This is a genomic window from Paenibacillus sp. WLX1005, assembly GCF_046603685.1.
Lineage (GTDB): Bacteria > Bacillota > Bacilli > Paenibacillales > Paenibacillaceae > Saccharibacillus.
Map to the genome: position 1 here is coordinate 2,040,826 of NZ_CP176756.1, position 24,331 is coordinate 2,065,156.

Sequence of the window (24,331 nt, forward strand, 5' to 3'; positions counted from 1 at the left end):
AAGGTACGTCTGTACTCACTAACTTATGTCGACGGAGGAATCCCATGAGCTTTTTTAAAAAATTGCGAGAGAGCATTTCGCAACGTACCGAAGCGGTAACTCAGCAGTTCCGTGATGGTCTGGAAAAAACACGCAAAGGTCTGGTCGATGCAGTGACCGATCTGGTTGTGCGTCGTAAGAAGATCGATGAAGAGTTTTACGAAGAACTGGAAGAGATTCTAATCAGCGCCGACGTAGGTGTAAATACCGTAATGGAATTGATCGATGATCTACGAGTCGAAGTGAAAAAGCGCCGACTGGAAGATGCTGCTGATTTGCAACCTGTGCTGTCAGAGAAACTGACTGAATTGCTGCGCGGCGACGAGAACCCGGGTCTGAACATGAACCCAGACGGAATTACCGTTATTTTGTTTGTCGGTGTGAATGGCGTCGGTAAAACGACTACGATCGGCAAAATGGCGCATCGCTTCAAACAGGAAGGCAAAAAAGTACTACTGGCAGCAGGCGATACGTTCCGTGCCGGGGCAATCGAGCAATTGGAAGTATGGGGACAGCGTGCAGGCGTAGATGTGATCAAACAGCAATCAGGTTCTGATCCGGCAGCTGTTATGTACGATGCTGTACGTGCTGCCAAACAGCGTAATGTGGATGTATTGTTGTGTGATACAGCAGGACGTCTGCAAAATAAAGCGAATCTGATGGATGAGCTGAACAAAATCTTCCGTGTGATTCAGCGTGAGATTCCAGATGCACCGCATGAAGTATTGATGGTGCTTGATGCAACAACCGGTCAAAATGCACTCAGCCAAGCAAAGCTATTTGGCGAAAAGAGCGGTGTTACTGGTCTCGTATTGACCAAGCTGGATGGTACAGCCAAAGGCGGTATTGTTATCGCTATCCGTCAAGAATTGAATTTACCAGTCAAATTTATCGGTTTGGGCGAAAAAGTCGGCGATCTGCAGCCGTTTGACAGTGAACAATTCGTGCATGCACTGTTCACCGGTCTCATTCAAGCAGAACTCGACGCTGAAGAAGGTAAAACCGAGTAATTGATTTTATTTTACTCTGTCATAATATAGAAACCACAATAAAGCCTGCTTTTCGCTGATACACCAATCGCTGACTAAACAGATGCGATGGTTGCTTTTTAGCGAAAGGCAGGCTTTTCTAATTAGGTAGAAGTATATTTCGCTACTATCTTCGTTCTATAACATAATGGATTAGAAAGAATAGACGCATTGAGCAAATGTACATATCATGTACACGACTACGCTGGAAATATCATGCACTTCCGGGTTACAATAATAACAACATATCACACCAGACACAGAAAACTGCTAGGCATCCAGCAGATCAGGATTGGAACCATGAGAGGAAGTGTACGATGGCGGATACACATATCTATACCCGGCGCGAAGAAGTTGCCAACGCGATTACGCACGGTATTGGCGCAGCATTAAGTGTGGCTGCACTTGTACTGTTGATTGTTTTCGCTAGTTTGAAAGGGACACCTTGGCATATTGTGAGCTTTACTATATATGGCATTACGATGCTTCTGCTTTATCTAAGCTCTACACTGGTGCATAGCTTTAACGAAGGTAAAGTCAAAGACCTGTTCGAGATTTTTGATCATTCGGCGATCTATTTGTTTATTGCCGGTACGTATACACCGTTTATGCTGCTTGCAGTGAAAGGTGCACTAGGTTGGTCAATTTTCGGTACTGTATGGGGCATGGCGCTACTTGGTTGCGCGTTTAAAGCCTTTTTCGCGAAACGGTTTCTGTTTATGTCCACGATTTTCTATGTGCTAATGGGCTGGTTGATCGTGCTGGCATGGGGACCACTGACTGCATCGATTGCAACGGGCGGTATTATCTTACTTGTTGCGGGCGGCATTATGTATACGCTCGGTACCGTATTTTATGTATGGAGAGGATTTCCGTTCCATCATGCGGTCTGGCATATATTCGTATTGGCAGGCAGTGTACTGCATTTCTTCGCCGTTTTGTTTTACTTACTGCCATGGCAGTCATAATATGATAGAAGCCAAAAAAAAACAAAATGTATACATCCTTTATCTGCCTGTCATTTTGAGGCGAGGTGAAGGATGTATTTTTATGGATTGGCTATGTTGAATAGACCAATTATTGCTTGCTATTCTCATTTGAAAATGGACTCTTTGTCCAGTGTGAATATGTTAAGGGAAAATGCTTGACATCATCCTGTATTTTAGCTATGATATAAAACGTTGAACATCACTGTAAAGTGTTTTTCCTTGACGGAGGGAGTGCCCCGTATGAGTCAAGAGAATCGGCTCGAAAAGACGAACCGAATTAATTTATTATTCGACTTCTATGAACTGCTGCTGACCGAAAAACAGCAAATGTTCCTTAAATATTATTTTCACGATGACTATTCCCTCGGCGAGATCGCTGCGGAGTTTGACATTAGCCGTCAGGCGGTTTACGAACATATCAAGCGTGCCGAACAGGTGCTAGAGATGTACGAAAACAAGCTGGGACTGATGGACAAGCATTACCGCCGCTCGCGACATTTGGAACAGCTCAGAGTCATTCTGGAGCAGGACGGTTGGAACGAAGCACAACGAACCGAAGCGTTACAGCTGATGTCGGAGCTTGAACAAGTGGACGATATGTCCTAAATACGAACCTGTGCGCCGCAATCCGGATTAGAACTGTAACGCCGGATACGGTATACTATATAGATACTGCCACTTTGAACCAAAGTACAGTACACGAAGCTGCATATAATGGAAACCATGCTTACGGCATGATGGCATAGAACAGGAAGCGAGGTGAAGACAATATGGCATTTGAAGGATTGACGACACGACTGCAAAACGTGTTCAGCAAGCTGCGCGGCAAAGGCAAAGTATCCGAAGAGGATGTAGGCGAAGCGTTGCGTGAGGTACGACTGGCATTGCTCGAAGCGGACGTTAACTTCAAGGTGGTAAAAGAATTTATCGCCAAGGTGAAGGAGAAAGCTGTCGGTCAGGACGTGATGGAAAGCTTCACTCCTGGCATGGTCATCATCGATATCGTAAACAAAGAGCTGACGGAGCTGATGGGCGGAACGCAGGCGAAGCTTGCGAAGGCAACCAAGCCACCAACCGTCATTATGATGGTCGGTTTGCAGGGTGCTGGTAAAACGACCACCTCTGGCAAGCTGGCACGAATGCTGCAAAAGCAGAACCATCGTCCATTGCTCGTTGCAGGCGATATTTATCGTCCGGCTGCGATCAAGCAATTGCAGGTTCTCGGTGAACAGATCAAGGTGCCGGTCTTCACACTGGGCGACCAAACAAGCCCGGTAGAGATTGCTCGTCAGGCGTTGCAAGAAGCCAAAACGAACAATAACGACTACGTAATCATCGATACCGCAGGTCGTCTGCATATTGATGAAGAACTGATGGATGAACTTCGTCAGATTCACGAATTGACCAATCCAGATGAAGTACTGCTCGTCGTTGATGCGATGACCGGTCAGGATGCGGTTAACGTAGCGGATAACTTTAACAAGCAATTGCAATTGACCGGGGTCGTATTGACCAAGCTCGATGGTGACACCCGTGGTGGTGCAGCGCTTTCGGTCAAAGCCGTTACGGGCTGTCCGATCAAGTTTGCCACCCTCGGTGAGAAGCTGGATGCGCTGGAAGTGTTCCACCCGGAACGTATGGCTTCCCGTATTCTCGGTATGGGCGATATGCTCTCCCTGATCGAGAAGGCGCAGCTGAATATCGATGAATCAAAGGCAAAGGAAATGGAGCGCAAAATGCGCAACGCCGAATTTACCTTTGAAGACTTTTTGGAACAGATGGATCAAGTGAAAAAGCTTGGCCCGCTCGACCAAATCATGGATATGCTGCCCGGCATGGGCAAAATGAAACAAACGCAAAATCTTCAGGTGGATGACAAGCAGGTTGGCCGGATCGAAGCGATTGTACATTCGATGACGATTCAAGAGAAGCAGCATCCAGAAGTGATCAACAATAGCCGTCGCAAGCGTATTGCAGCAGGTAGCGGAACTTCCGTAGCCGAGGTGAATCGTCTGATCAAGCAATTTGATGAAATGCGCCGCATGATGAAACAGTTTTCGGATATGATGGACCCGAAAGCAATGAAGGGCGGCGGCAAGAACAAAATGATGAAACAAATGCAAAAGTTGAGCAAAGGCGGCGGGGGCGGCGGTTTCAAGTTCCCATTCCGTTAAAACTCACTTTACAGATACCAGTTATGAATTAGTTTAAGGAGGTGAATTCTCTTGGCAGTACGCATTCGTCTGAAACGTATCGGTGCTCACAAAGCGCCTTTCTATCGTATCGTTGTTTCCGATTCCCGTTCTCCTCGTGATGGACGTTTTATCGAAGAAATCGGTACTTACAATCCAGTTGCAGAACCATCTGTAACTAAAATTGATGAAGAAAAAGCTCTGAAATGGCTTCAAAACGGCGCACAAGCTTCTGACACTGTTCGCAACTTGCTCAGCAAAGCTGGCGTTATGAAAAAATTCCATGAGCTGAAACAGCAAAAATAATTGCTGAATATGCTTGGCCCTATGAAGCGTTAGCTAACAGCTAGCGATTTGACGTGAAGCGCGATTTTACACAAAATTGCGCTTTTGTCAGGTCTGCTGCTGATGGCGGCGCTTTGGGCTGCTATTGCAGCCTGTTTTGACGACAACTGATTTTGCACCGCAACATATTTTGTCTACTCCGGAGGATGAAACGATGGAACAATTAGTAATGGTTATTGCTAAAGCTCTGGTGGATCATCCGGAAGATGTGTCTGTGAACGTGGTGGAGAAGGAGAACCTCATCGTATACGAACTAAGCGTCCACCCGGACGATGCTGGCAAAGTAATTGGCAAGCAGGGACGTATCGCGAAGGCTCTTCGCACCGTTGTCACATCAGCCGCGGTAAAGACACATAAACGGGTTACGGTTGATATCATGTCTTAAAAATGTATGCCAAAGGGCTAGGAGGATTCCTAGCTTTTTTGCGTACATTTTTATCATTATTATAGTATAAAGATCATTAAAGGAGCGTTTTATGGCACAGCAATGGTTAATGGTGGGCAAAATCGTCAATACACATGGTATTCGCGGTGAACTGAAAATTTATCCGAATACCGATTTTCCGGAAGTGCGTTTTGCACCAGGCAACAAACTGATGATGTTTAATGAAGAAAACGGAAATCAGCAACAAGTGGAGATTCAATCATCCCGTTTGCAAAAAAATATGTATGTCGTGCGCTTCAAAGGCTTTGGCAATATTAACGAAGTAGAACAATACAAAGGTTGGGCGTTGCGCGTAAGTAAGGATGAAGCGGTCGAACTGGAAGAAGACGAATACTATTTCCACGAGATCATTGGTTGTGAAGTGGTAACTGAAGAAGGTGAGTCACTCGGTATTATCAAAGAAATTCTGACACCGGGAGCGAATGATGTCTGGGTTGTTAAACCTGCCAAAGGTAAAGATATTTTGATTCCATATATTCATAATGTCGTGCAGGAGATCAATATCGAAGACAAGAAGATCATCGTGCATATTATGGAAGGCTTGCTGGAATGATGAAGATCGATGTATTGACCCTTTTCCCAGAAATGTTCACCGGTGTATTTGGTTCGAGTATTCTCGGTAAAGCTGCTGCCAAAGGCATTGTTGAACTACATGCGGTCAATTTCCGTACCTATTCCACCAGTAAGCATGGCACGGTTGACGATACGCCGTATGGTGGTGGTGGAGGTATGGTGCTGAAGCCAGACCCGATCTTCGCAGCAGTAGAAGATCTGTTGTCTAGCCCAAAGTCGGACCTATCTGAACAGTCCGCTGAGGCAGAAGCAGGTGTGAAGCCGCGTATCATTCTGATGTGTCCACAAGGTGAGACGTTTACACAGCAAAAGGCGGAAGAATTGTCCCGTGAACAGCACTTGATCTTCATTTGTGGTCATTATGAAGGGTATGATGAGCGCATACGAGAGCATCTGGTAACCGATGAGTTGTCAATCGGTGATTATGTGCTGACAGGCGGTGAACTGCCTGCAATGACCGTTGTAGACAGCGTGGTACGTCTATTGCCCGGTGTGCTTGGTAACGAAACCAGTGCAGTGACCGACTCATTCAGTACCGGCTTGCTGGAATATCCGCATTATACGCGTCCAGCTGAATTTCGCGGTATGAAGGTGCCGGATGTATTGCTGTCCGGTCATCACGCCAATGTAGAGAAATGGCGGCGTGAGCAATCACTGCTGCGTACATGGGAGCGTCGTCCCGATCTGCTGGAACAGGCGGATTTGACCGATAAGGAACGGCAATGGTTAAAATCAAAAGATTCTGAGCGAAAAGGCAACTAACGCGGGTAAGGTTACAAAGATAGGAGTCTGGAACATGTCAAATTCTAACGAAGTCACCGAACCTGCGATTGGTTGGGTACAGCGGTTAAGCAGTGATCTGCGCAGTCAGGGCTATGCTTCCATACTGAACATTACCTTTTCGGAGCAGGAAGCGGATTCCGTTATTGGTCAGCTCTTACCGGAGTTTAAGTATTTGCTGTATATCGATGCTGATGAGCGTAAAAAATATTTTATCGCCGACTATGCTGGACGTAATACAGTAATCAAATTGCTGGATCGAATGATAGACCAAAAGAAAAGCGCCCGTCTAAATATTGACGAGCATGATCGCATTGGGTATAACCGCTATAGTGGCGAGATCCAGCACTTGGATGAACTCAAAAAAATGCTGCTACAGGAACGTTTTGGTTGATCTGAAAATAAAGTGAATGATCCTTCAAAAAAGTATTGTCAGCTTCTATAAAAGTATGATATGATTCGAATGTTGTGTAAATACGATGGTCCTCTGCAGACAATGATGAGAAGACGTAAGGTCTTCCTGAGTCGCAAGAACATCTGTGCGGAAGGAGGGAGTCATAGATGAATATCATTCAGGCGATTACTCAAGATCAACTGCGTAAAGATATCCCTAATTTCCGTGCCGGTGACACTTTGAAAGTGCACGTTAAGGTAATTGAGGGAACTCGTGAGCGCGTTCAGTTGTTCGAAGGTGTTGTAATCAAACGTCAAGGTGGAGGCATTGGTGAGACTTTTACAGTTCGTAAAATCTCTTACGGTGTAGGTGTGGAAAGAACTTTCCCAGTACACTCCCCTAAGATTGATAAACTCGAAGTGGCTCGCCGTGGTAAAGTGCGTCGTGCGAAGCTGTACTATCTTCGTGAACTTCGCGGTAAAGCAGCGAGAATTAAAGAATTGCGCCGTTAATCCCATTTGGGACAATGGTTGGAAAGGGCTTGGTCATACAAGCCCTTTTCTTTATGTTAAAGCTTACTTAATTGCATAGGCAGGTTGTCATTCCGCCAGACAGTTTTACGGAAATGTCGTTTTTCATCCAAATGGACCGCTGTGTACACCAGAGCTTGATTGGTATACGTGCTGTTGCGTCTGTCGCATTACGCGTCAGAACGACGTAAACGGTTTATTTTTATGGTAAAATGACCCGCAGCTGCAGACGGAATTTTTTGTATCATGATCTATGTATGTATTGTCATGAAGAGGGTCATATCAAACTTGACAATCATAATCCTTCAAAATTTGGTTTTTACAAAATTGTGTGTAAAATAGATTAAGGAATCGTATAGGTACTTGGTAACATTGACACTGGGGATGTTGCCTGATGGTTCAGACCGGTACATATACAAAGCGCCAATTCAACCAGGAAAGAAGGCATAGTTATGGAGCAAGATAAACAAAATAATCATGTAGCAGAGACAGCTGAGCCTGTCGTGGTACAGGACACGGATACCGTACACACTTCTGAATCCGAAACTGTTCCACCCAAAAAGAAAAAAAGCGAAGCGAAAGAATGGATCAAGGCGATTGTAGTTGCATTGCTGCTCGTTATCGTAATCCGTGGCTTCCTATTTGAACCATTTATTGTAGATGGACCATCTATGCAGCCGAATTTCCATACAGATGAGCGTGTGATCGTTAATAAAATTCTGTATGATATTCGTGATCCACATCCAGGCGAAGTGGTCGTATTGAAAGTCCCTTCACAAAATCGGGATTTCATTAAACGGGTGATCGCTGTTGGTGGCGATACAGTCAAGGTAGAAGGCGATACTGTCACGGTAAACGGTAAAGCCATTAGTGAACCATATATTCAAGCTGCCATTGATAAAGCACATGCACAGGGCAGTGATTACAATATTAACAATTTCCCAACCGAACAGATTCCAGATGGCAAAGTGCCAGCAGGTTATGTGTTCGTGATGGGTGACAACCGTTCCAATAGCCAGGACAGCCGGATGATCGGATATGTGCCTCTGGGCGATATTATCGGTCGTGCCGATGTTATTTTCTGGCCATTGAGCGATGCGCAGTGGATTGATCATTATTAATCCCTGACTCTATTTTAGGATGTAAGGGGGAAAACCTGTGACCATTCAATGGTTTCCCGGACATATGACCAGAGCGAGACGCCAGATCGAAGATAAGCTGAAGCTGATCGATATGGTAATCGAGCTGTTGGACGCGCGTTTGCCGCTGTCCAGCCGTAATCCGATGATTGATGAAATTTTGCAAAATAAACCAAGATTGATTGTTCTGAATAAATCCGATCTCGCTGATCCAGTGACGACAGCAGGCTGGGTAGATTATTTCAAGCGTGAAGGTCATGAAGTACTCACGCTGGACGCTGCAAGTGGACATGGGATCAAAGAAATTCCAGAGCGTGCCAAGGTATTGCTGAAGGAACAGCGTGATAAACGTGCGGCAAAAGGCATGAATCAGCGCCCTATCCGTGCGCTAATCGTCGGCATTCCCAATGTCGGCAAATCTACATTGATCAACCGTCTTGCCGGTAAAAGCATTGCTGCTACCGGTGATCGTCCCGGCGTAACGAAGGGACAACAGTGGATCAAAGTTGGTACGGAAATGGAATTGCTTGATACACCAGGTATTCTATGGCCGAAGTTTGAAGATCAAGGTGTAGGTTATCGACTCGCTGTAACGGGAGCGATTCGTGAAGAAATTCTGAACGTAGAAGATATCGCTTACTACGGGATGAAATACATTTGCGAATATTACTGGGACAATATTGCTGAGCGCTTTGATCTGGATGAGCGACCGCAGGATCTCGATAATCCGAACGACATCGTGGAGATTATGGAAGGGATCGGTCGCAAGCGTGGCTGTTTGATGAGCGGCGGTCGTGTCGATCTGGAGAAAGCGTCCAAAGTAATTTTGCGCGAATTGCGTGCAGGGAAATTAGGTCGCATTTCGATGGAAACACCGTAAAAAGGAAATGAATATGGAGGGACTGCCGTGTCTGAACTGCTGAATTATGAGCGGGAATGCTGGGCTGCCAGTTATGAACATGTAGCTGGCGTGGACGAGGTTGGTCGTGGTTGCCTATTTGGTGATGTGGTCGCAGCTGCGGTTGTTATGCCGCAGGAGCTAATCATCGAAGGCGTCACCGACTCCAAAAAATTAAGCGACAAAAAGCGTGAGCAACTATATACGCAGATTATGGATCAGGCGCTTGCTGTCGGTATTGGTCACGTTAGTGCTGCCATTGTGGATGAGATCAATATCAAGCAAGCAGCACGATTGGCGATGAAGATTGCCCTTGAGCAATTGACGGTAAGTCCTAATTATATTCTGGTCGATGCAGAACAGGTCGATCTGCCACAACCGCAACGTAGCATTATAAAAGGCGATGCCAACAGTCACAGTATTGCTGCCGCTTCTATCATTGCAAAGGTGACCCGTGATCGCCTTTGTGTAGGGGAATGGGAAGAGCAGTATCCAGGCTACGGCATTGCTGGACATAAGGGCTATGCGACCAAGCTGCATCGCGAACGTATTTTGGAGCTTGGGGTTACACCGCTGCATCGTCGTAGTTTCCTTGGAAATTTGCTGCTGGAACAACCGACATTGTTTTGATGTGATGAAGTAGTGATCAGGTAGGATGCAGTAAGTAGGGATTTACTATTGCTTGATGCACTATGTATGGTGATCGTAAGTGCAACAGCTGCGTAACCACTGCATAAAAATGCATTTGCGCTTCTATGCGGAATGCGTTACGATATGAGGTATACAAGACCTGCATACAGAGAAGTATGCGAACGTCATGGGAAGAACCCGAATCTTTGACCAAAGATCGGGTTCTTTTTGTATCTTATCTACTGTAACCAATGATAACGATGCAAGCCGCTACGAGGTGAAGGCTTATTTTGTACGGTTATGACATTTATAACTCATCATAACAGGCGAATAAACCGATAAATAAACCATATATTCTGGTGCGCACGGTATACATACATTGTGTTACAAGCACCATGTGAACAAGCATGAAGATAGGGGGAGAAGTTATGAATATCGGTTCACTGTTCCGTGGAATCATGGGCGATAGCAAACCCGGCGAAGCCAAACAAATGGAATTGAAAGAAGGTCAGGTTGTCCGCGGAGTAGTGACCAGTGTATCTGAAGATGGTCAGGAAGCAGTCGTTCAGATTCAAGGTGTCAAAGTACGTGCCAAGCTGGAAACACAACTTCAGCAGGGAGCGACAACACTACTGCAAGTTCAGCCGCCCGGCAAGGATGGTATGCCTGTACTCAAACCGGTAACCGCCAATACGACAGGTCAGCAACCCGCTGCTTCGATGAATGATTTGCTGGAATCGATGAGTTTACCAGACACGAAAGACAATCGCGAAATGATTACTCAGATGCGTTCTGCTGGTATTCCGTTAACCGCTGAGAACGCTAAAAATATCCAAGCCTCACTCACACAAAAGCCTTCATCTGTACCGCTCGGCGAATGGGTACAATCAGCGGCGGTTGCTATTCAGCGTGGTCTACCTGTTACCGGACAAAGTGTTGCTGGTTTACAGCAGGCGATCTTTGGACCGCCACTACACGAAAGTTTGGATAACTTAAATAATCTGCTGCGTACAGTAGCTTCGCAAACGCTGGGCAATGCTGCTTTAGCAGATCAAGCTGTACCAGAGGGAACATTACCAACGAATACGGCTACAGCTCAGAGCAATACCACAGCTACCAGCGGAAACACTACATCCGCAGTCAACAGTCAACATACAGCATCAACAGCGAATACTGCTGCTAATGCCAATGTGGCAACTACCGCTGGACTGAGCACCGGGACTGCCCAGTTGCTTGATAAGCTGCAACACGTCATTCGCCAGTTAAATAGTCTTATTCCACAAGCGGAACCTAACGAAAGTGCTCCGCAGCAGAGCAATGCTACAGTGAATAATCAAAGTCAATCGCCCACAGCGGAAGGTCAGCAGGCAAGCGCCACTGCCAATACAACAACACCAACAACTACACAAGGCAGTACCAATAGCTCGCCATGGTTAGGACAGGTGATGAAGCTGCTGGGTGCTGAGTATGAGCAGCAGACGGTACGTGCGGCACTGACGCTTACTTCGACACCAGCTTCCACAGAGCAATCCAATGGTCAGCCAGCGGCGAACGCCAATCCTGCGAATGGCAATGCGTCATTGAGTGGGAATCATGCAGCAGAGCAGGCGGCACGCAACATAACAGGCAATACACCGCCGCCTGTCAACAATCCGCTCGCCAGCAGTCCAATTCCGAATCCATCTGCACCGGTACCACCGCAGGCTCCACAAGTGCCGAATGGAGCGCAAACAGCTTCGGCTACCGCTTCTTTGACAGATGTAGAAGTACCAGATGCTCCACAGGCACCGCTTGCGACTAGTACAGCCAATCCAGCTGCAACGAATAACGAGCAAACGACTGCTCAGCCAAGCAATAACAATACTGCTAATCCATTGTTACGTGGAACGGCGGATAGTACGGATGCACAACCTGACCCGGCTAATCTCATTCCTGCATCCCATGCGTCTGCTGAAGAAACGATAGCCAAAGCACAGGATACATTGAAAGGATTACTGTTACAGCTCAGCAGTGCAGATGATGCGCCGCCGGTTTTAAAAGATGCTGCTCAACAACTCGTTCAACAGCTGACTGGGCAACAGCTACTGTTAAATACCGATCGTACGGCTCCTTTTGCTCAAGTTACGATGTTTGTGCCGTTTAATGGACCAGATGGGCAGGAAACTGCTTCGGTTCAGATTCAGTCTCAGCGTGGTGGGAAAGGAGAGCTGGATGCGTCCAATTGCCGCCTCTGGTTTGATTTGGATATGAAGTCGCTTGGTCAGACGTTGCTGGATGTACAGGTCGTTGATCGCATCGTTACACTCAAAGTGCATAATGATCAGGAACAGTTGGCACCGTTTGTAGAAAGTAAAAAGCAGGATATTTCTGATGCTATCGGTAATCTTGGTTACCAGTTGCTCTCGCTACAATTTGCGCCGCTACCTGTACGTTCAACTACCGATTCATTGTTAGGTACAACAAGTAGCGATATTACCGATCAATACGCACCACCTGAATACAAGGGAGTTGACATGAAAATATGAATACGCCCAAACGTCAACCGTCCAAAGCGAATACCATCAGTGCTAAACGCGCTGTTGCTCTTAAATATGATCCTGCTCAAAATGCCGCTCCAGTCGTCGTAGCCAAAGGACGCGGTAGAATTGCTGAAACGATTTTGGAAAAAGCACAGGAAGCTGGCGTAATTATTCAAGAAGATCCAGCGCTGGTCGAAGTCTTATCCAAGCTGGATCTGGATCAGCAAATTCCAGGTGAACTGTACGATCTAGTCGCTGAGATTTTATCGTTTATTTATCGCACTGATAAAAACTACTCGCCCGGTTTGGATATATGGTAAGTAGTCACGACAGACCGGACGATCGCAAACGAAAAGGAAACATTGCCGAAGATATTGCCGCGTACTATTTGGAACAACAAGGCTATACGATTGTACAGCGCAATTGGCGTTGCCGTAGCGGTGAGTTGGATATCATCGCTACAGAGCTGAACGAATATACGACAACTCCTGCTATTATTGTAGTGGAGGTTCGGAGCCGTGCCAGCGATACACATGGTACGGCAGCCGAATCGATAGATTGGCGTAAACGCAAACAGATTCGTGAAACGACCTCTGTCTATGCACACCAAAATGGATTGTCTGGTTACGCTTTTCGGTATGATGTGATTACGGTACAGTTGAATCGTCATTATCAGGCGATTCATATGGAGCATTGGATCGAAGCATTTGTATAAGTATCACGCTACATACGATGAACGTAGAAGTAAGCGAATATGAGTTATTATGTTTTTAAAACGAATACTATTGTACTAAAAATACATTGTACGAGAAAATTGAGGAAGCACCCATTTTCGCACTGAATATGCGTTGCAGAACAGGAATCAGCAAAGGCTGTACATGATCTGTACTGCAACTAGCGAAAAGAGAGGGTGTTTTATTTATGTATGGAAAACTGTATAGTGCCTGCGTGCACGGAATTAATGGCGTTATGGTCGAAGTAGAAACGGATCTCTCCAATGGACTGCCAATGGTATCGATCATTGGCTTGCCGGATTCAGCAATCCGCGAATCGGTAGAACGTGTTCGTTCAGCGATCAAAAATTGCGGGTTTACGTTTCCGTCGCAACGTGTCACTATCAATCTCGCACCAGCGGATCTTCGTAAGGAAGGCTCGGCGTTTGATCTGGCGATTGCACTTGGCATACTTGTCACGAGTGATCAGATTGTATTTCCTCAGCAGGAGCAGATGCTATTGATCGGTGAATTGGCACTGGATGGAACATTGCGTCCGGTAACTGGTGTATTATCTATGGTCGATACGGCGCGTCAATATGGGCTGAAATCAGTTGTTTTACCGCTGCAAAATGCTGCTGAAGCTGCATTGGTCGAAGGCATTTCTGTATACGGAATTAGTCATATTAATGATCTGTTTGCAGCTGAACAGCAAGTTTCTGAAATCGGCACGGAACAATTCCAATTCCATATTCCTGGTCAGCCTTCGGTACTGGTCAAAAAGATTGCGTCAGAACATGCCCATCCTTCATCTCATCCACAGAAACAGGTCAATATGAAGCCTTTATTATACGTACGTGAATCTGCGAATAGACAACAAACTTTTACCTGTCATATGAAAGAAGATTATGCCGATGTATTCGGGCAGCAACATGTGAAGCGTGCACTGGTTATCGCTGCTGCTGGAATGCATAATATTTTGCTGCTGGGACCGCCCGGTACAGGCAAGACGATGTTAATCAAACGATTGCCGACCATTTTGCCGCCGTTGAGTGAAGAGGAAGCACTGGAAGTGACCAAAATTCTAAGTGTAGCCGGCAGATTCAAAGAAACTGGTGAAGGCTTGATCCGTGCACGTCCATTCCGCTCCCCTCATCATAGCATTACTGCTTCTGGTCTGATTGGCGGCGGAGCTATTCCCAAACCCGGTGAAGTCAGTTTGGCACATCAGGGCATATTGTTTTTGGACGAGTTCCCGGAGTTTCCAAGACCGATTCTGGAATTGCTACGTCAGCCGTTGGAGGATGGGGAAGTACATATTAGCCGTTCACGTGCTGTCTTTACGTTTCCAGCATCCATGCTGCTTGCTACAAGCATGAATCCGTGTCCATGCGGATTTTTGGGTAGTGATCATCCTTTGCAGCGCTGTACATGTACGGAGAATAGAATCGCACGCTATCGTGCCAAAATCTCCGGTCCATTGCTAGATCGAATTGATCTGCAAATCGAAGTACCACGTCCAAGCGAACGCGATTTTCAGCAATCGGAGACTTCTCAGTCTGATGGCTATGATTCGACTACAATGCGCCAGATGGTATTGGATGCGCAGCATATTCAGCTGAAGCGCTATAAAGGGACAGGCATATACTGGAATAGCCAGTTGTCAGGTAAACTGCTGCGACAGCATACAGTGGCGACAACCGAAGCAACAATGCTGCTCAATGCTGCTTTTGAACAATTGGGCATGAGTATGCGTGCACGCGATCGGATTTTAAAACTAGCGCGTACGATTGCTGATCTGGAGCAGAAAGATCAGCTGGATGCGGTACATGTTGCAGAAGCAATTCAGTATCGACAGTTGGATCGGAAGGTGTAAAAGGAATTGTAGCATTGGATAAATAAACAGTACAATGAAGATATAACGTGTATAAAAAGATTTGTAAATGTCTGTAATATGAGAAAGGAGGATCATATGCAAAAGAAGTATGAGACGCGTGATTTTAATGAATTGACGATCTCAGAAATTTCCAGAATGAAAGGACTTCCCGATGATGAACCTGATAAGCGAATACCATTGTCAGTCTGGATTCATGACATACGCAATATTCCTCTAAAACAACTAACCGATGGCGATATTGCTAAGTTAATTCGTCAGACCATTTTCCTGAGCTATATTGTTCCTATAGCTTATAACAGAATAAATAATAACCCCCTTGCCGGCTCTCTAGGAGATGGAGAAGTAATAGAGTCATTTCAGTTAATCAGTGTAGAAGAATGGAAAAAAGAAAGTAAGGCATTGTGTATCGATACTCAGCGATTTTTTGGAGATTTACTTTGGAAATTAAATCATTTGCAGTTGGATATTCCTTACGATACAGAAGGATTTGATGACGTGGACAAAGCAGATTTGGAGAATTCGATTCAGCGTACGATTGAGAATTTAAATGAAGCTTTGCAGTGAAATTTAGGAACATGGAATTACAATGCTATATACTTTGGAAAGAGGGGATTGTAATGAATACCGATGAACTCAAAGACTGGATTCTCAGGCACGAGATTGAGAAAAGGACGATAGAATGTTTTTGGCTTAATTTTAGATGTTATGAGACAGAGGAAAAGGAAGAATGTAAACATTTTTTTGGGAGTTTTGATGAAGCTGAATTGCAGGTGAAGATATCACAAATTGCTTTGATGCTAGGGAATTATCCAAAGTTCGATTATAATCATATCGTCTCGTACATTCCGATTATTTATAGAGGTAAGAACATTGGGCTATATCGTCTTTACTTTGAATATAGTGGAGCAATCAGCGATGATTACTTTACTTTGTATTAATAATAAGTTTGAGAAGTAGAATGAACTGAAACGAAATGATAGGAAAACTGTTGCGTTATTTCCGTTCAGTCTTAGCAAAATGAGAGAACATACGAAGAGTACATAAGAGAATAGGCTGCCTTATAAAAAAGACAGCCTGTGTTTATCGCATTACATCAATTTTATGTGGTAATTTATCATACCAGTTGAGATATCATTTATCACACAATCACACAATCACACAATCACACAATCACACAATCACACAATCACACAATCACACATCGAGCCTAGACAGATTTGATTTTCAAAAAGTTATCAATGCGCTCCAGTGCTTCGGCTGGACCGCCGGATTGATGGAAGCTAGCGTTGATTTTTTTGACATTTTCTTTATATGCCGGATTACATAATACTTCATCAACTGCTGTTCGCAGTGACTCCACATGGATCTGATCTTTGGTAATACGATAACCAGCGTCCAGCTCTACCAGTCGCTGCGCGACCATCGGTTGGTCTTTATCCTGTGGCAATACAACCAGCGGAACATTAAAATGAACGGCTTCATTAACACTATTCATTCCACCATGCGTAACAATTACATCTGTATGGTTCAACACTTTCAATTGAGGCACATACGACGAAATTATAAAGTGATCAGGTGCTGGATTAAGCTTGGACAGATCTGCTTTTTCTCCCGCAGCGATAACAACGACACCTTTAAAATCAGCAAAAGCTTCAATGCATGTGTTAAAAAATTGCTCCACTTGATCCAGCACTGTTCCCATAGAAATATACAGCACCTGTTGACCTTCCAGCCGCTCCAACGGGAAGTCAGAATTGTCCACGCGCTCTGGAAAGCTTGGACCGATAAAAATATTATTGTCGCCGAACAATTCGATCTTAGGTTGAAAATATTTACTTGTATAAACAACCGTTAGTTGTCCCACATTATTCATAAATTGAATCATACCTTTGGGCGAGACGCCATATTGCTGTTGCATCAAAGCTAGCGAATCTTTCATCTGTTGGTTCGGCTCAAAGGGCACAGGACCTTCATTACGGAAAATTTTATCTGCCATTGCATGATCCGGCATTAGAAACGAAGCGGAGGAGCCGATAGCTGGCACATTCAGATACTCACTCACCAATTCACCAGCTCCGAATTTATCGAAAATAACAAAATCAAAATCAATCGTTTGCTTCAATTGACTGGCAATTTCCAGATTCGCGAGCGAAGTTTGAATATGAATATTCAAAAAGTCGTTCAATCCTTCTGTTGTTTTGATATTCACTGCTGACATACGCATCCAGTCCGTATGCAGATGGACAGTTGCACCAACTGCTTCCACACGAGCTTTGTATTTTTCAGTCGTAATATAATGAACTTGATCGCCGCGCTCGGTAAATGCTTGTACCAATCCGAGTGTAGGATTCACATGACCTTCTGCCGGGAAATTGACGAATAAAATGTTAAGCATGACGTACCACTCCTATTCTCTATACTTGAAAATACATATTCGCTATGATCTTGGTCACATCGAATACGAAGTTACACGCACTTTCAGTTATACACGTTTACTGGTAGAAAAATCAACTTTGTACAAAAATTCTCTGTTTTTGTTCACACATGCGATGTATACAAATATCATTGTTATTAGATATAAATATTCGACATATTCTATATGTATTTATACATTTGATTTGCATCATGAAGAAATGAATCAGAATATGTAATAATATATGTATTTTTATAATTATGAACAAGAGTATATGTAAATATATATGCAAAGGTATATGTAGTTGAGCATATTTATTGCAGTATGTCTATTTCAGTACGATATACTTGCTCTCTTGCAGGTATTACATGTATCCTATGATGAATTGATCTCTATACAATAAAATTTTTGTACAATAAATTGTTTGTCATATCAACTCTCTATCACATCAACTCTTTGCAAAATGAATGGTATGTGTGACGAATTCAATATTCGCAAACATCTATTGTAGAGCCTGTATTCACTCAAGAATCCAATCAATACATCGAAAAGGAGCACAATAAAGATGAGCCAACAATCCTCTAATCAACATCATCAGAACCAATCGACAGCCGATCAGTCTGTACTTTCTAGCTCCATGCCTACGATTGCCTTTCATCAACCAGATACATTGCCAGCAGTTCCAGGCTATACACATGTAGTCGAAGTTACAGGCGGCAGAACTCTCTATATCTCCGGTCAAGTTGCATTAGATGAGCAAGGACAGCTCATCGGCAAAGGCGATGTTATTGCCCAAGCAGAGCAGGTATTCCGTAATATACAATTAGCATTACAGACAGCGGGCGCGACGTTTGAGCATGTCATCAAATTAACATTTTTTATGACCGACATTACCGATTTACCGTGTATTCGCCCTGTTCGCGATCAATATATCAATACACTTCGTCCGCCTGCGAGTTCAGCTGTAGAGGTTCGTCGATTGGTGCAGGAAGATTGGTTGCTCGAAATTGAAGCGATTGCGGTTTGTCCATAAACGAGCGGGTAATGAATGACAACTCTATTTAACATGATCCAAGGGAGGCATGTATCATGCTTGATAAAGCGGATCGTCTAAAAAAGGCACGTGTACCGCAAAAGCCGCAGCTGGAAGAAGAAAAGGCAAAACGTGTACCGCCGGGACAAACGCTGACCGATAGTTTTCCGATTTTGCATGAAGGTATGGTGCCGGAATACGATATGGCAACATGGGATTTGCGGATATTTGGAGCGGTAGAAGAAGAGCGGACGTTTACGTATGATCAGCTTCAGCAATTGCCGATTACACGCACGGTGAGTGATATTCATTGCGTCACGCGCTGGTCCAAATTAGATACGCCATGGGAAGGTGTACGTTTTGCCGATCTTGTCAAACAGTTAAAAATCAAACCGGAAGCTCAATATGTAATGCTGCACGCTGATCCAGATTATGAGACGAATATTGCTCTGGATGAACTGATGAAGGACGATGTGCTGCTTGCGTGGAATTACGATGATAAGCCATTGACTGCCAAGCATGGCGGACCACTGCGCATGGTTGTACCACAATTTTATTTTTGGAAAAGTGCCAAATGGCTGCGCGGAATTGAATTCATGACAGAAGATCGCCGGGGATTTTGGGAAGATCATGGATTTCATAATGTGGCTGATCCATTTAAGGAACAGCGCTTTTCTTCCGACGAATATGAAATGCCCGAAGACGAGTGGAAGTACTGCGAAGCAGATTGAATCAGCTTGTAATGTAACGTATAAACGAAAACCCAGCCCTTGTATTGCGGGCTGGGTTTGTTTTGTGTTCAGCATTCCTGTAGTGCTCAAAACAATACATACTACAAATAGACAATATTACAGACTGTTTACTGCTTTTTTCAGTTCAGCATCCAGTTTACCTTTTTCTGTGCTACCGTCATTCAGTGCTGGTTCGAACCAATAAATGACTAATACATTGCCTTTGGTATACTCTGTTTTGCGGAAAGGAACGCCGTTGACTTGCGTTTCCAGATCTTTCATACCTTTTTCCAGATCAGCGGAAGAATCGAATACATAAATGGAAACAGGTTCTGCTTGTTTAGCATCACTGCTCGTTACATAACGATCCGGTTTCACATTGTTCAGTACCCAGTCTTCTTTTGGTTGGGAAGTCAATTTGATTCCTTGTTTTTCGATGACTTTGGCAACATCTTTGGTTGTCAGATCGCTAGCCGTTGTGGATTCAATGCTGCTAGTATCTGTAGATTCTGTGCTCTCATTACTACCTGTGTCTGTACTTGTTGCGGAATTGTCCATGCTGCTTTCTTGACTACCAGTTTCGGTAGAAGTGGTGCCGCTGTTATCGGCGCTGTGTTCACTAGTGGCTGGAGTCGTTGTGCTTTCTCCGGTAGTTTGGCTGTTGTTACTGGAATTGGAACAGCCGGTCGCCGCAACGACGGTCAGTGCGAGTAGTAGAGTGCTGATTTTGAGTTTCATACGTTGACCTCCTGTGAGTGCTCTGTTTTATTTGCAGAAAATAAATGCAACGCTTGATGCGGTTTACATTATAGTTCATACATAAACCACAGAGCAACTTTTGACACAATGCTTACATATTACGCAAGAGCATTATTGTCGAAATTACGATCCTATTGTTATGTATAACGACTGGATAGAGACTAGGTAACGATATAAAAAAGACATAGAAAAGAAGCGATACATGCATCGCTTCTTTTCTACTACTTATCTATTTATATTACAGTACGTTCAGTTCCACCGCGATGTTACCGCGTGTTGCACGGGAATATGGGCATACATCATGTGCAGCTTTTACGAGTTGCTCTGCTGTTTCACGATCTACACCTTTTACAAGTACATCCATCGTTACAGCCAGCGCAAATCCGCCATCTTCGGCTTTACCGAAGCTTACTGTACCCGTTACTTCTGTACCTTCGTGTTTTACTTTTTGCATACGTGCGACCATATTCAGTGCGCTATCAAAACATGCAGAGTATCCAGCTGCAAACAGTTGCTCAGGGTTTGTTCCTGCACCACCAGCGCCACCCATTTCTTTCGGAGTAGATATATCGAGACGCAATTCTGGGCTGGAAGATTCGATATAACCGTTACGACCGCCTACTGCTTTAACCGAAGTTTCATACATTTTTTGTTGAATATTTAGCATGTTATTACTCCACCTTTTCTATTTGATATTTTAAATTATTTAACAAAATTAAATTTAGCACAATTAATATTAAAAGTAAAATATTTTTCGTAATCATACTGTCATGCAATTAAATGTATGATATAATATACGTTAAGCAATACAGGTTTCCGCATATTTATATGTTCATGCAATTATGTATACGTTAGTAATATTCGGTTGCATAAATACCTGTTCTCGTTACTAGGTACGATATAGGTACGGTTAGTGGCAACCAGAGCATGATAAGCTCCATGAGTGCAGAAGATGATTAGAATAAATGAGTTTTTATGATGTTTATCGCGGGCTGCAGGTTGATTACCAACAGGACAGCCGCATTTTGAATAATTATTATATTGAAAAAGTAGGTGATTGTATTATGGATACGTCTCAAGAATATCCTCATCCTCAATTGAAGCTGGACAATCAGTTATGTTTTGCCATTTATGCTTCTTCGCGCGAAATGACCAAAATGTATCAACCTTTATTAGAACATCTCGGTCTGACGTATTCGCAATATCTTGTGATGCTCGTATTGTGGGAACAGCAAGAATGTACAGTCAAAGAATTAGGTACAGCGTTATATCTGGACTCTGGAACATTGACTCCATTGCTGAAACGTCTGGAAGCTGCCGGTTTGATCATTCGCAAACGTTCAACGGAAGATGAGCGCAAAGTGCATATTACGCTAACTGATGCAGGTTGGGCATTGCAACAACAGGCGCTCTCGATTCCTGATGATTTGCGTAGTCGGACTTGTATGGATCTTGATAAACTGGATGAATTATTGCATGAATTCCGTCATTTACTGAAGACGGTACATGAAGTGAATGTGAGTGGTACTAGCAAATAAGTCATTGTTTTCATATGGTATATATATCGTTTATCGTTATGACATATAGGATTAACGATGATATGTGCACGAAATCATTTGGATGATCCCCTTTGCCATACAGGTGAAGGGGATTTTATTTTTTTACTTTGTTAACGCATAAATGGTATATTATTTATATCATCCATATCTTGGCTTTTAGGTGGCAGCCTCTAGTTGATGATGTGGAATACCGTAACATTGTGCAGCATTTTACTGCTGTTTTTGTTGAAATACGGTGTGGATTAAAATGGTAAAATTTTTAAGGAAAGCGTTTTAAAAACGTGGTACAATGACTAAGGTTGTTGATTTGCCGGGCAACATAGCCGGAATGCATTCATGCCGATAGGAGGATTTACCAGATGAATATCCATGAATATCAGGGAAAACAAGTACTCAAGCAGTATGGCGTGGCAGTACCAGAGGGGAAAGTTGCTTTTACAGTTGAAGAAGCTGTGGAAGCGGCTCAATCGCTCGGAAGTCCGGTAAGCGTCGTAAAAGCGCAAATTCATGCCGGTGGCCGCGGTAAAGCGGGCGGTGTCAAGGTAGCGAAAAGCGTTGACGAAGTGCGTGAATATGCACAGGAACTGCTCGGCAAAGTACTGGTCACACATCAGACCGGTCCTGAAGGCAAAGAAATCAAACGTCTGCTCATCGAAGAAGGCTGTGATATTCAAAAAGAATATTACATAGGGGTAGTTATCGACCGTGCCACTGGCCGCGTTGTCATAATGGCTTCCGAAGAGGGCGGTACCGAAATTGAAGAAGTAGCGGAGAAAACACCGGAGAAGATTTTCCGCGAAGTGGTTGACCCTGCTATTGGTTTGCAGCCGTTCCAAGCGCGCAAGCTGGCATACGCAATCAATATCCCAACCAAGCTGGTGAACAAAGCAGCTCAATTTATGGTGTCTCTGTACACTGCATTTGTGGATAAAGATTGCTCCATTGCTGAGATTAACCCGCTCGTCGTTACTGGCGACGGACAAGTACTGGCATTGGATGCCAAATTGAACTTTGACTCTAACGCTTTGTATCGTCATCCGGAAATTCTGGAGCTGCGCGATCTGGCAGAAGAAAATGAAAAAGAAATTGAAGCATCCAAATTCGATCTGAGCTATATCGCTCTCGACGGCAACATCGGCTGTATGGTCAATGGTGCGGGTCTGGCGATGGCTACGATGGATATTATTAAATATTACGGCGGCGAACCCGCTAACTTCCTCGACGTAGGGGGCGGTGCAACAACCGAGAAAGTTACCGAAGCGTTCAAGATCATCCTGTCGGATGAGAACGTAAAAGGGATCTTTATCAACATTTTCGGCGGTATTATGCGCTGTGATGTTATCGCCAACGGTGTGGTCGAAGCGGCAAAACAAGTCGGTCTGGATCGTCCGCTCGTTGTCCGTCTGGAAGGCACCAACGTGGAGATCGGCAAGAAAATTCTGGCTGAATCCGGCTTGAATATCGTTGCTGCGGATTCCATGGCGGATGGCGCACAGAAAATTGTCGCGCTGGTATAACATCTGAACCCAATTTAAGTGATAGGAGCTGTGACTGGACAATGAGTATTCTGGTAGATAAGCATACAAAAGTTATCACTCAGGGCATCACTGGTGCTACGGGACTGTTCCACACCAAAGGTGCGCTGGATTACGGCACACAGATGGTAGGCGGTGTTACACCAGGTAAAGGCGGCACTAACGTCGACATCACACTGGAAGACGGTTCCAATGTTAGCCTGCCGGTATTCAATACCGTGAAGGAAGCTAAGGAACAAACCGGCGCAACCGCCAGCGTTATTTATGTTCCACCTGCATTTGCTGCGGATTCGATTCTGGAAGCTGTCGATGCAGAACTGGATCTGGTCATCTGTATTACGGAAGGTATTCCAGTACTGGATATGGTAAAAGTGTCCCGTTATCTGGAAGGCAAAAAGACGGTTCTGATTGGACCGAACTGTCCGGGTGTTATCACACCAGGCGAGTGCAAAATCGGCATCATGCCAGGGTATATCCACAAACCGGGCTACGTAGGTGTTGTTTCCCGTAGTGGTACACTGACGTATGAAGCGGTTCATCAGCTGTCCACACGCGGTATCGGTCAATCCTCCGCAGTTGGTATCGGTGGTGACCCGGTAAAAGGCTCCGAGTTTATCGATATTTTGAAGCTGTTTAACGAAGATCCGAATACGCGTGCCGTCATTATGATCGGCGAAATTGGTGGTACAGCGGAAGAGGAAGCAGCGGAGTGGATTCAAGCGAATATGACCAAGCCGGTAGTCGGTTTTATCGGTGGAGCAACAGCGCCTCCAGGCAAACGTATGGGTCACGCTGGTGCGATCATTTCCGGTGGTAAAGGTACAGCTGCTGAGAAAATCGCCAAGCTGGAATCGTGCGGAATTAAAGTAGCGCCAACGCCTTCTGAAATGGGCTCCACACTAGTGGAAGTACTGGAAGAGCGCGGTCTGCTCAGCGAGTGCACGACACACTAATTGCCTTTTGTGGGGCATGATTTGTGCGGTATAATCATATGATAGATTTGGTGTGCGATAGTGCATGTATATGTTCGATCGTATCGCCTTTGCCGGAGCAAGCAAATGAGCATGAGTAGTAGTTTAGCGCTATGTTCAGTCATTTTGTTTTGCATTCGGAAATAGATGGGTAGCAGACCGTAACGTCCACCAGTAGGATAGGGATGGACTTTACGGTCTGTTTTGTTTATAATGACG

27 protein-coding genes are annotated in these 24,331 nt (G+C 44.6%); 24 read left to right on the top strand and 3 right to left on the bottom strand.

Translation table 11 applies throughout. The annotated features are described in order from the left end of the window. Nucleotides 1-44: 44 nt before the first annotated feature. The 19 genes from ftsY to ACE3MZ_RS08945 all read left to right on the top strand — a co-directional run bounded on the left by ftsY (nucleotide 45) and on the right by ACE3MZ_RS08945 (nucleotide 16,049). Nucleotides 45-1,049 (top strand): signal recognition particle-docking protein FtsY, encoded by a 1,005-nt coding sequence (gene ftsY, locus ACE3MZ_RS08855; RefSeq protein WP_411346074.1) that lies wholly within the window; start codon nucleotides 45-47, stop codon nucleotides 1,047-1,049. 335 nt (nucleotides 1,050-1,384) lie between these two features. Next, entirely contained in the window at nucleotides 1,385-2,035 is a 651-nt protein-coding gene (gene trhA, locus ACE3MZ_RS08860; protein ID WP_411346075.1) for a PAQR family membrane homeostasis protein TrhA, read from the top strand. Between the two features lie 261 nt (nucleotides 2,036-2,296). After that, nucleotides 2,297-2,662, top strand: coding sequence for a YlxM family DNA-binding protein (ylxM, locus tag ACE3MZ_RS08865; protein WP_411346076.1), 366 nt, complete (start codon nucleotides 2,297-2,299; stop codon nucleotides 2,660-2,662). 164 nt (nucleotides 2,663-2,826) lie between these two features. Continuing rightward, nucleotides 2,827-4,230: a signal recognition particle protein gene (gene ffh / locus ACE3MZ_RS08870; RefSeq protein WP_411346077.1), complete on the top strand. Its 1,404-nt coding sequence runs from the start codon at nucleotides 2,827-2,829 to the stop codon at nucleotides 4,228-4,230. 51 nt (nucleotides 4,231-4,281) lie between these two features. Further along, nucleotides 4,282-4,554 (top strand): 30S ribosomal protein S16, encoded by a 273-nt coding sequence (gene rpsP, locus ACE3MZ_RS08875; RefSeq protein ID WP_367056319.1) that lies wholly within the window; start codon nucleotides 4,282-4,284, stop codon nucleotides 4,552-4,554. 193 nt (nucleotides 4,555-4,747) lie between these two features. Then, nucleotides 4,748-4,978, top strand: coding sequence for a KH domain-containing protein (locus ACE3MZ_RS08880; protein ID WP_367056322.1), 231 nt, complete (start codon nucleotides 4,748-4,750; stop codon nucleotides 4,976-4,978). Between the two features lie 91 nt (nucleotides 4,979-5,069). After that, the gene (gene rimM, locus ACE3MZ_RS08885; RefSeq protein WP_411346078.1) at nucleotides 5,070-5,591 is read left to right on the top strand and encodes a ribosome maturation factor RimM; all 522 of its coding nucleotides are present in this window, start codon (nucleotides 5,070-5,072) and stop codon (nucleotides 5,589-5,591) included. Then, a complete protein-coding gene (trmD, locus tag ACE3MZ_RS08890) occupies nucleotides 5,591-6,373 on the top strand; it encodes a tRNA (guanosine(37)-N1)-methyltransferase TrmD (RefSeq protein ID WP_411346742.1) in 783 nt (260 codons plus the stop codon). The genes rimM and trmD overlap by 1 nt, the downstream gene beginning before the upstream one ends. A gap of 34 nt (nucleotides 6,374-6,407) precedes the next feature. After that, nucleotides 6,408-6,785, top strand: a complete 378-nt coding sequence (locus ACE3MZ_RS08895; RefSeq protein WP_411346079.1) for a hypothetical protein — start codon at nucleotides 6,408-6,410, stop codon at nucleotides 6,783-6,785. A 167-nt stretch (nucleotides 6,786-6,952) separates the two neighbouring features. Then, entirely contained in the window at nucleotides 6,953-7,297 is a 345-nt protein-coding gene (gene rplS / locus ACE3MZ_RS08900) for a 50S ribosomal protein L19 (protein ID WP_322903850.1), read from the top strand. 470 nt (nucleotides 7,298-7,767) lie between these two features. Then, on the top strand, nucleotides 7,768-8,436 hold the full coding sequence (gene lepB / locus ACE3MZ_RS08905) for a signal peptidase I (RefSeq protein WP_411346080.1): 669 nt from the start codon (nucleotides 7,768-7,770) through the stop codon (nucleotides 8,434-8,436). A gap of 37 nt (nucleotides 8,437-8,473) precedes the next feature. Further along, complete coding sequence (ylqF, locus tag ACE3MZ_RS08910; protein WP_411346081.1) at nucleotides 8,474-9,334, top strand: ribosome biogenesis GTPase YlqF; 861 nt, start codon at nucleotides 8,474-8,476, stop codon at nucleotides 9,332-9,334. A 27-nt stretch (nucleotides 9,335-9,361) separates the two neighbouring features. Beyond that, on the top strand, nucleotides 9,362-9,982 hold the full coding sequence (locus ACE3MZ_RS08915) for a ribonuclease HII (protein WP_411346082.1): 621 nt from the start codon (nucleotides 9,362-9,364) through the stop codon (nucleotides 9,980-9,982). A gap of 428 nt (nucleotides 9,983-10,410) precedes the next feature. Further along, nucleotides 10,411-12,507, top strand: coding sequence for a hypothetical protein (locus tag ACE3MZ_RS08920; protein ID WP_411346083.1), 2,097 nt, complete (start codon nucleotides 10,411-10,413; stop codon nucleotides 12,505-12,507). Beyond that, a complete protein-coding gene (locus tag ACE3MZ_RS08925) occupies nucleotides 12,504-12,821 on the top strand; it encodes an EscU/YscU/HrcU family type III secretion system export apparatus switch protein (RefSeq protein WP_411346084.1) in 318 nt (105 codons plus the stop codon). The genes ACE3MZ_RS08920 and ACE3MZ_RS08925 overlap by 4 nt, the downstream gene beginning before the upstream one ends. Beyond that, a complete protein-coding gene (locus tag ACE3MZ_RS08930; protein ID WP_411346085.1) occupies nucleotides 12,815-13,216 on the top strand; it encodes a YraN family protein in 402 nt (133 codons plus the stop codon). The genes ACE3MZ_RS08925 and ACE3MZ_RS08930 overlap by 7 nt, the downstream gene beginning before the upstream one ends. Nucleotides 13,217-13,422: 206 nt before the next feature. Continuing rightward, nucleotides 13,423-15,090 (top strand): YifB family Mg chelatase-like AAA ATPase, encoded by a 1,668-nt coding sequence (locus tag ACE3MZ_RS08935; protein ID WP_411346086.1) that lies wholly within the window; start codon nucleotides 13,423-13,425, stop codon nucleotides 15,088-15,090. A 96-nt stretch (nucleotides 15,091-15,186) separates the two neighbouring features. Continuing rightward, nucleotides 15,187-15,675: a contact-dependent growth inhibition system immunity protein gene (locus ACE3MZ_RS08940; protein WP_411346087.1), complete on the top strand. Its 489-nt coding sequence runs from the start codon at nucleotides 15,187-15,189 to the stop codon at nucleotides 15,673-15,675. Between the two features lie 53 nt (nucleotides 15,676-15,728). After that, on the top strand, nucleotides 15,729-16,049 hold the full coding sequence (locus tag ACE3MZ_RS08945) for a hypothetical protein (RefSeq protein ID WP_411346088.1): 321 nt from the start codon (nucleotides 15,729-15,731) through the stop codon (nucleotides 16,047-16,049). Nucleotides 16,050-16,318: 269 nt separating this feature from the next. Here the strand turns inward: ACE3MZ_RS08945 and ACE3MZ_RS08950 are convergent, their stop codons facing one another. Next, nucleotides 16,319-17,506, bottom strand: a complete 1,188-nt coding sequence (locus tag ACE3MZ_RS08950) for a macrolide family glycosyltransferase (RefSeq protein WP_411346089.1) — start codon at nucleotides 17,504-17,506, stop codon at nucleotides 16,319-16,321. Between the two features lie 655 nt (nucleotides 17,507-18,161). On the opposite strand from ACE3MZ_RS08950, the gene ACE3MZ_RS08955 reads away from it, so the two are divergent. Together ACE3MZ_RS08955 and ACE3MZ_RS08960 are read left to right on the top strand one after the other, a co-directional pair. Then, the gene (locus ACE3MZ_RS08955; RefSeq protein WP_411346743.1) at nucleotides 18,162-18,557 is read left to right on the top strand and encodes a RidA family protein; all 396 of its coding nucleotides are present in this window, start codon (nucleotides 18,162-18,164) and stop codon (nucleotides 18,555-18,557) included. 56 nt (nucleotides 18,558-18,613) lie between these two features. Further along, nucleotides 18,614-19,288: a sulfite oxidase-like oxidoreductase gene (locus tag ACE3MZ_RS08960; RefSeq protein ID WP_411346090.1), complete on the top strand. Its 675-nt coding sequence runs from the start codon at nucleotides 18,614-18,616 to the stop codon at nucleotides 19,286-19,288. Nucleotides 19,289-19,405: 117 nt separating this feature from the next. Here the strand turns inward: ACE3MZ_RS08960 and ACE3MZ_RS08965 are convergent, their stop codons facing one another. Together ACE3MZ_RS08965 and ACE3MZ_RS08970 are read right to left on the bottom strand one after the other, a co-directional pair. Then, a complete protein-coding gene (locus ACE3MZ_RS08965; RefSeq protein WP_411346091.1) occupies nucleotides 19,406-20,026 on the bottom strand; it encodes a hypothetical protein in 621 nt (206 codons plus the stop codon). 259 nt (nucleotides 20,027-20,285) lie between these two features. Beyond that, complete coding sequence (locus ACE3MZ_RS08970; protein WP_411346092.1) at nucleotides 20,286-20,714, bottom strand: organic hydroperoxide resistance protein; 429 nt, start codon at nucleotides 20,712-20,714, stop codon at nucleotides 20,286-20,288. Nucleotides 20,715-21,111: 397 nt separating this feature from the next. On the opposite strand from ACE3MZ_RS08970, the gene ACE3MZ_RS08975 reads away from it, so the two are divergent. From ACE3MZ_RS08975 to sucD, 3 genes are all read left to right on the top strand, one after another. Further along, on the top strand, nucleotides 21,112-21,585 hold the full coding sequence (locus tag ACE3MZ_RS08975) for a MarR family winged helix-turn-helix transcriptional regulator (RefSeq protein ID WP_411346093.1): 474 nt from the start codon (nucleotides 21,112-21,114) through the stop codon (nucleotides 21,583-21,585). 380 nt (nucleotides 21,586-21,965) lie between these two features. Continuing rightward, entirely contained in the window at nucleotides 21,966-23,123 is a 1,158-nt protein-coding gene (gene sucC / locus ACE3MZ_RS08980) for an ADP-forming succinate--CoA ligase subunit beta (RefSeq protein WP_411346094.1), read from the top strand. A 41-nt stretch (nucleotides 23,124-23,164) separates the two neighbouring features. Then, entirely contained in the window at nucleotides 23,165-24,094 is a 930-nt protein-coding gene (gene sucD, locus ACE3MZ_RS08985; RefSeq protein ID WP_411346095.1) for a succinate--CoA ligase subunit alpha, read from the top strand. Nucleotides 24,095-24,331 lie beyond the last annotated feature (237 nt).

Bases quoted from the DNA above. Each gene is read 5' to 3' on its own strand.
- ftsY (WP_411346074.1), top strand. From the start codon at position 45: ATGAGCTTTTTTAAAAAATTGCGAGAGAGCATTTCGCAACGTACCGAA.
- trhA (WP_411346075.1), top strand. From the start codon at position 1,385: ATGGCGGATACACATATCTATACCCGGCGCGAAGAAGTTGCCAACGCG.
- ylxM (WP_411346076.1), top strand. From the start codon at position 2,297: ATGAGTCAAGAGAATCGGCTCGAAAAGACGAACCGAATTAATTTATTA.
- ffh (WP_411346077.1), top strand. From the start codon at position 2,827: ATGGCATTTGAAGGATTGACGACACGACTGCAAAACGTGTTCAGCAAG.
- ACE3MZ_RS08880 (WP_367056322.1), top strand. From the start codon at position 4,748: ATGGAACAATTAGTAATGGTTATTGCTAAAGCTCTGGTGGATCATCCG.
- rimM (WP_411346078.1), top strand. From the start codon at position 5,070: ATGGCACAGCAATGGTTAATGGTGGGCAAAATCGTCAATACACATGGT.
- trmD (WP_411346742.1), top strand. From the start codon at position 5,591: ATGAAGATCGATGTATTGACCCTTTTCCCAGAAATGTTCACCGGTGTA.
- ACE3MZ_RS08895 (WP_411346079.1), top strand. From the start codon at position 6,408: ATGTCAAATTCTAACGAAGTCACCGAACCTGCGATTGGTTGGGTACAG.
- rplS (WP_322903850.1), top strand. From the start codon at position 6,953: ATGAATATCATTCAGGCGATTACTCAAGATCAACTGCGTAAAGATATC.
- lepB (WP_411346080.1), top strand. From the start codon at position 7,768: ATGGAGCAAGATAAACAAAATAATCATGTAGCAGAGACAGCTGAGCCT.
- ACE3MZ_RS08920 (WP_411346083.1), top strand. From the start codon at position 10,411: ATGAATATCGGTTCACTGTTCCGTGGAATCATGGGCGATAGCAAACCC.
- ACE3MZ_RS08925 (WP_411346084.1), top strand. From the start codon at position 12,504: ATGAATACGCCCAAACGTCAACCGTCCAAAGCGAATACCATCAGTGCT.
- ACE3MZ_RS08930 (WP_411346085.1), top strand. From the start codon at position 12,815: ATGGTAAGTAGTCACGACAGACCGGACGATCGCAAACGAAAAGGAAAC.
- ACE3MZ_RS08935 (WP_411346086.1), top strand. From the start codon at position 13,423: ATGTATGGAAAACTGTATAGTGCCTGCGTGCACGGAATTAATGGCGTT.
- ACE3MZ_RS08940 (WP_411346087.1), top strand. From the start codon at position 15,187: ATGCAAAAGAAGTATGAGACGCGTGATTTTAATGAATTGACGATCTCA.
- ACE3MZ_RS08945 (WP_411346088.1), top strand. From the start codon at position 15,729: ATGAATACCGATGAACTCAAAGACTGGATTCTCAGGCACGAGATTGAG.
- ACE3MZ_RS08950 (WP_411346089.1), bottom strand. From the start codon at position 17,506: ATGCTTAACATTTTATTCGTCAATTTCCCGGCAGAAGGTCATGTGAAT.
- ACE3MZ_RS08955 (WP_411346743.1), top strand. From the start codon at position 18,162: ATGCCTACGATTGCCTTTCATCAACCAGATACATTGCCAGCAGTTCCA.
- ACE3MZ_RS08960 (WP_411346090.1), top strand. From the start codon at position 18,614: ATGCTTGATAAAGCGGATCGTCTAAAAAAGGCACGTGTACCGCAAAAG.
- ACE3MZ_RS08965 (WP_411346091.1), bottom strand. From the start codon at position 20,026: ATGAAACTCAAAATCAGCACTCTACTACTCGCACTGACCGTCGTTGCG.
- ACE3MZ_RS08970 (WP_411346092.1), bottom strand. From the start codon at position 20,714: ATGCTAAATATTCAACAAAAAATGTATGAAACTTCGGTTAAAGCAGTA.
- ACE3MZ_RS08975 (WP_411346093.1), top strand. From the start codon at position 21,112: ATGGATACGTCTCAAGAATATCCTCATCCTCAATTGAAGCTGGACAAT.
- sucC (WP_411346094.1), top strand. From the start codon at position 21,966: ATGAATATCCATGAATATCAGGGAAAACAAGTACTCAAGCAGTATGGC.
- sucD (WP_411346095.1), top strand. From the start codon at position 23,165: ATGAGTATTCTGGTAGATAAGCATACAAAAGTTATCACTCAGGGCATC.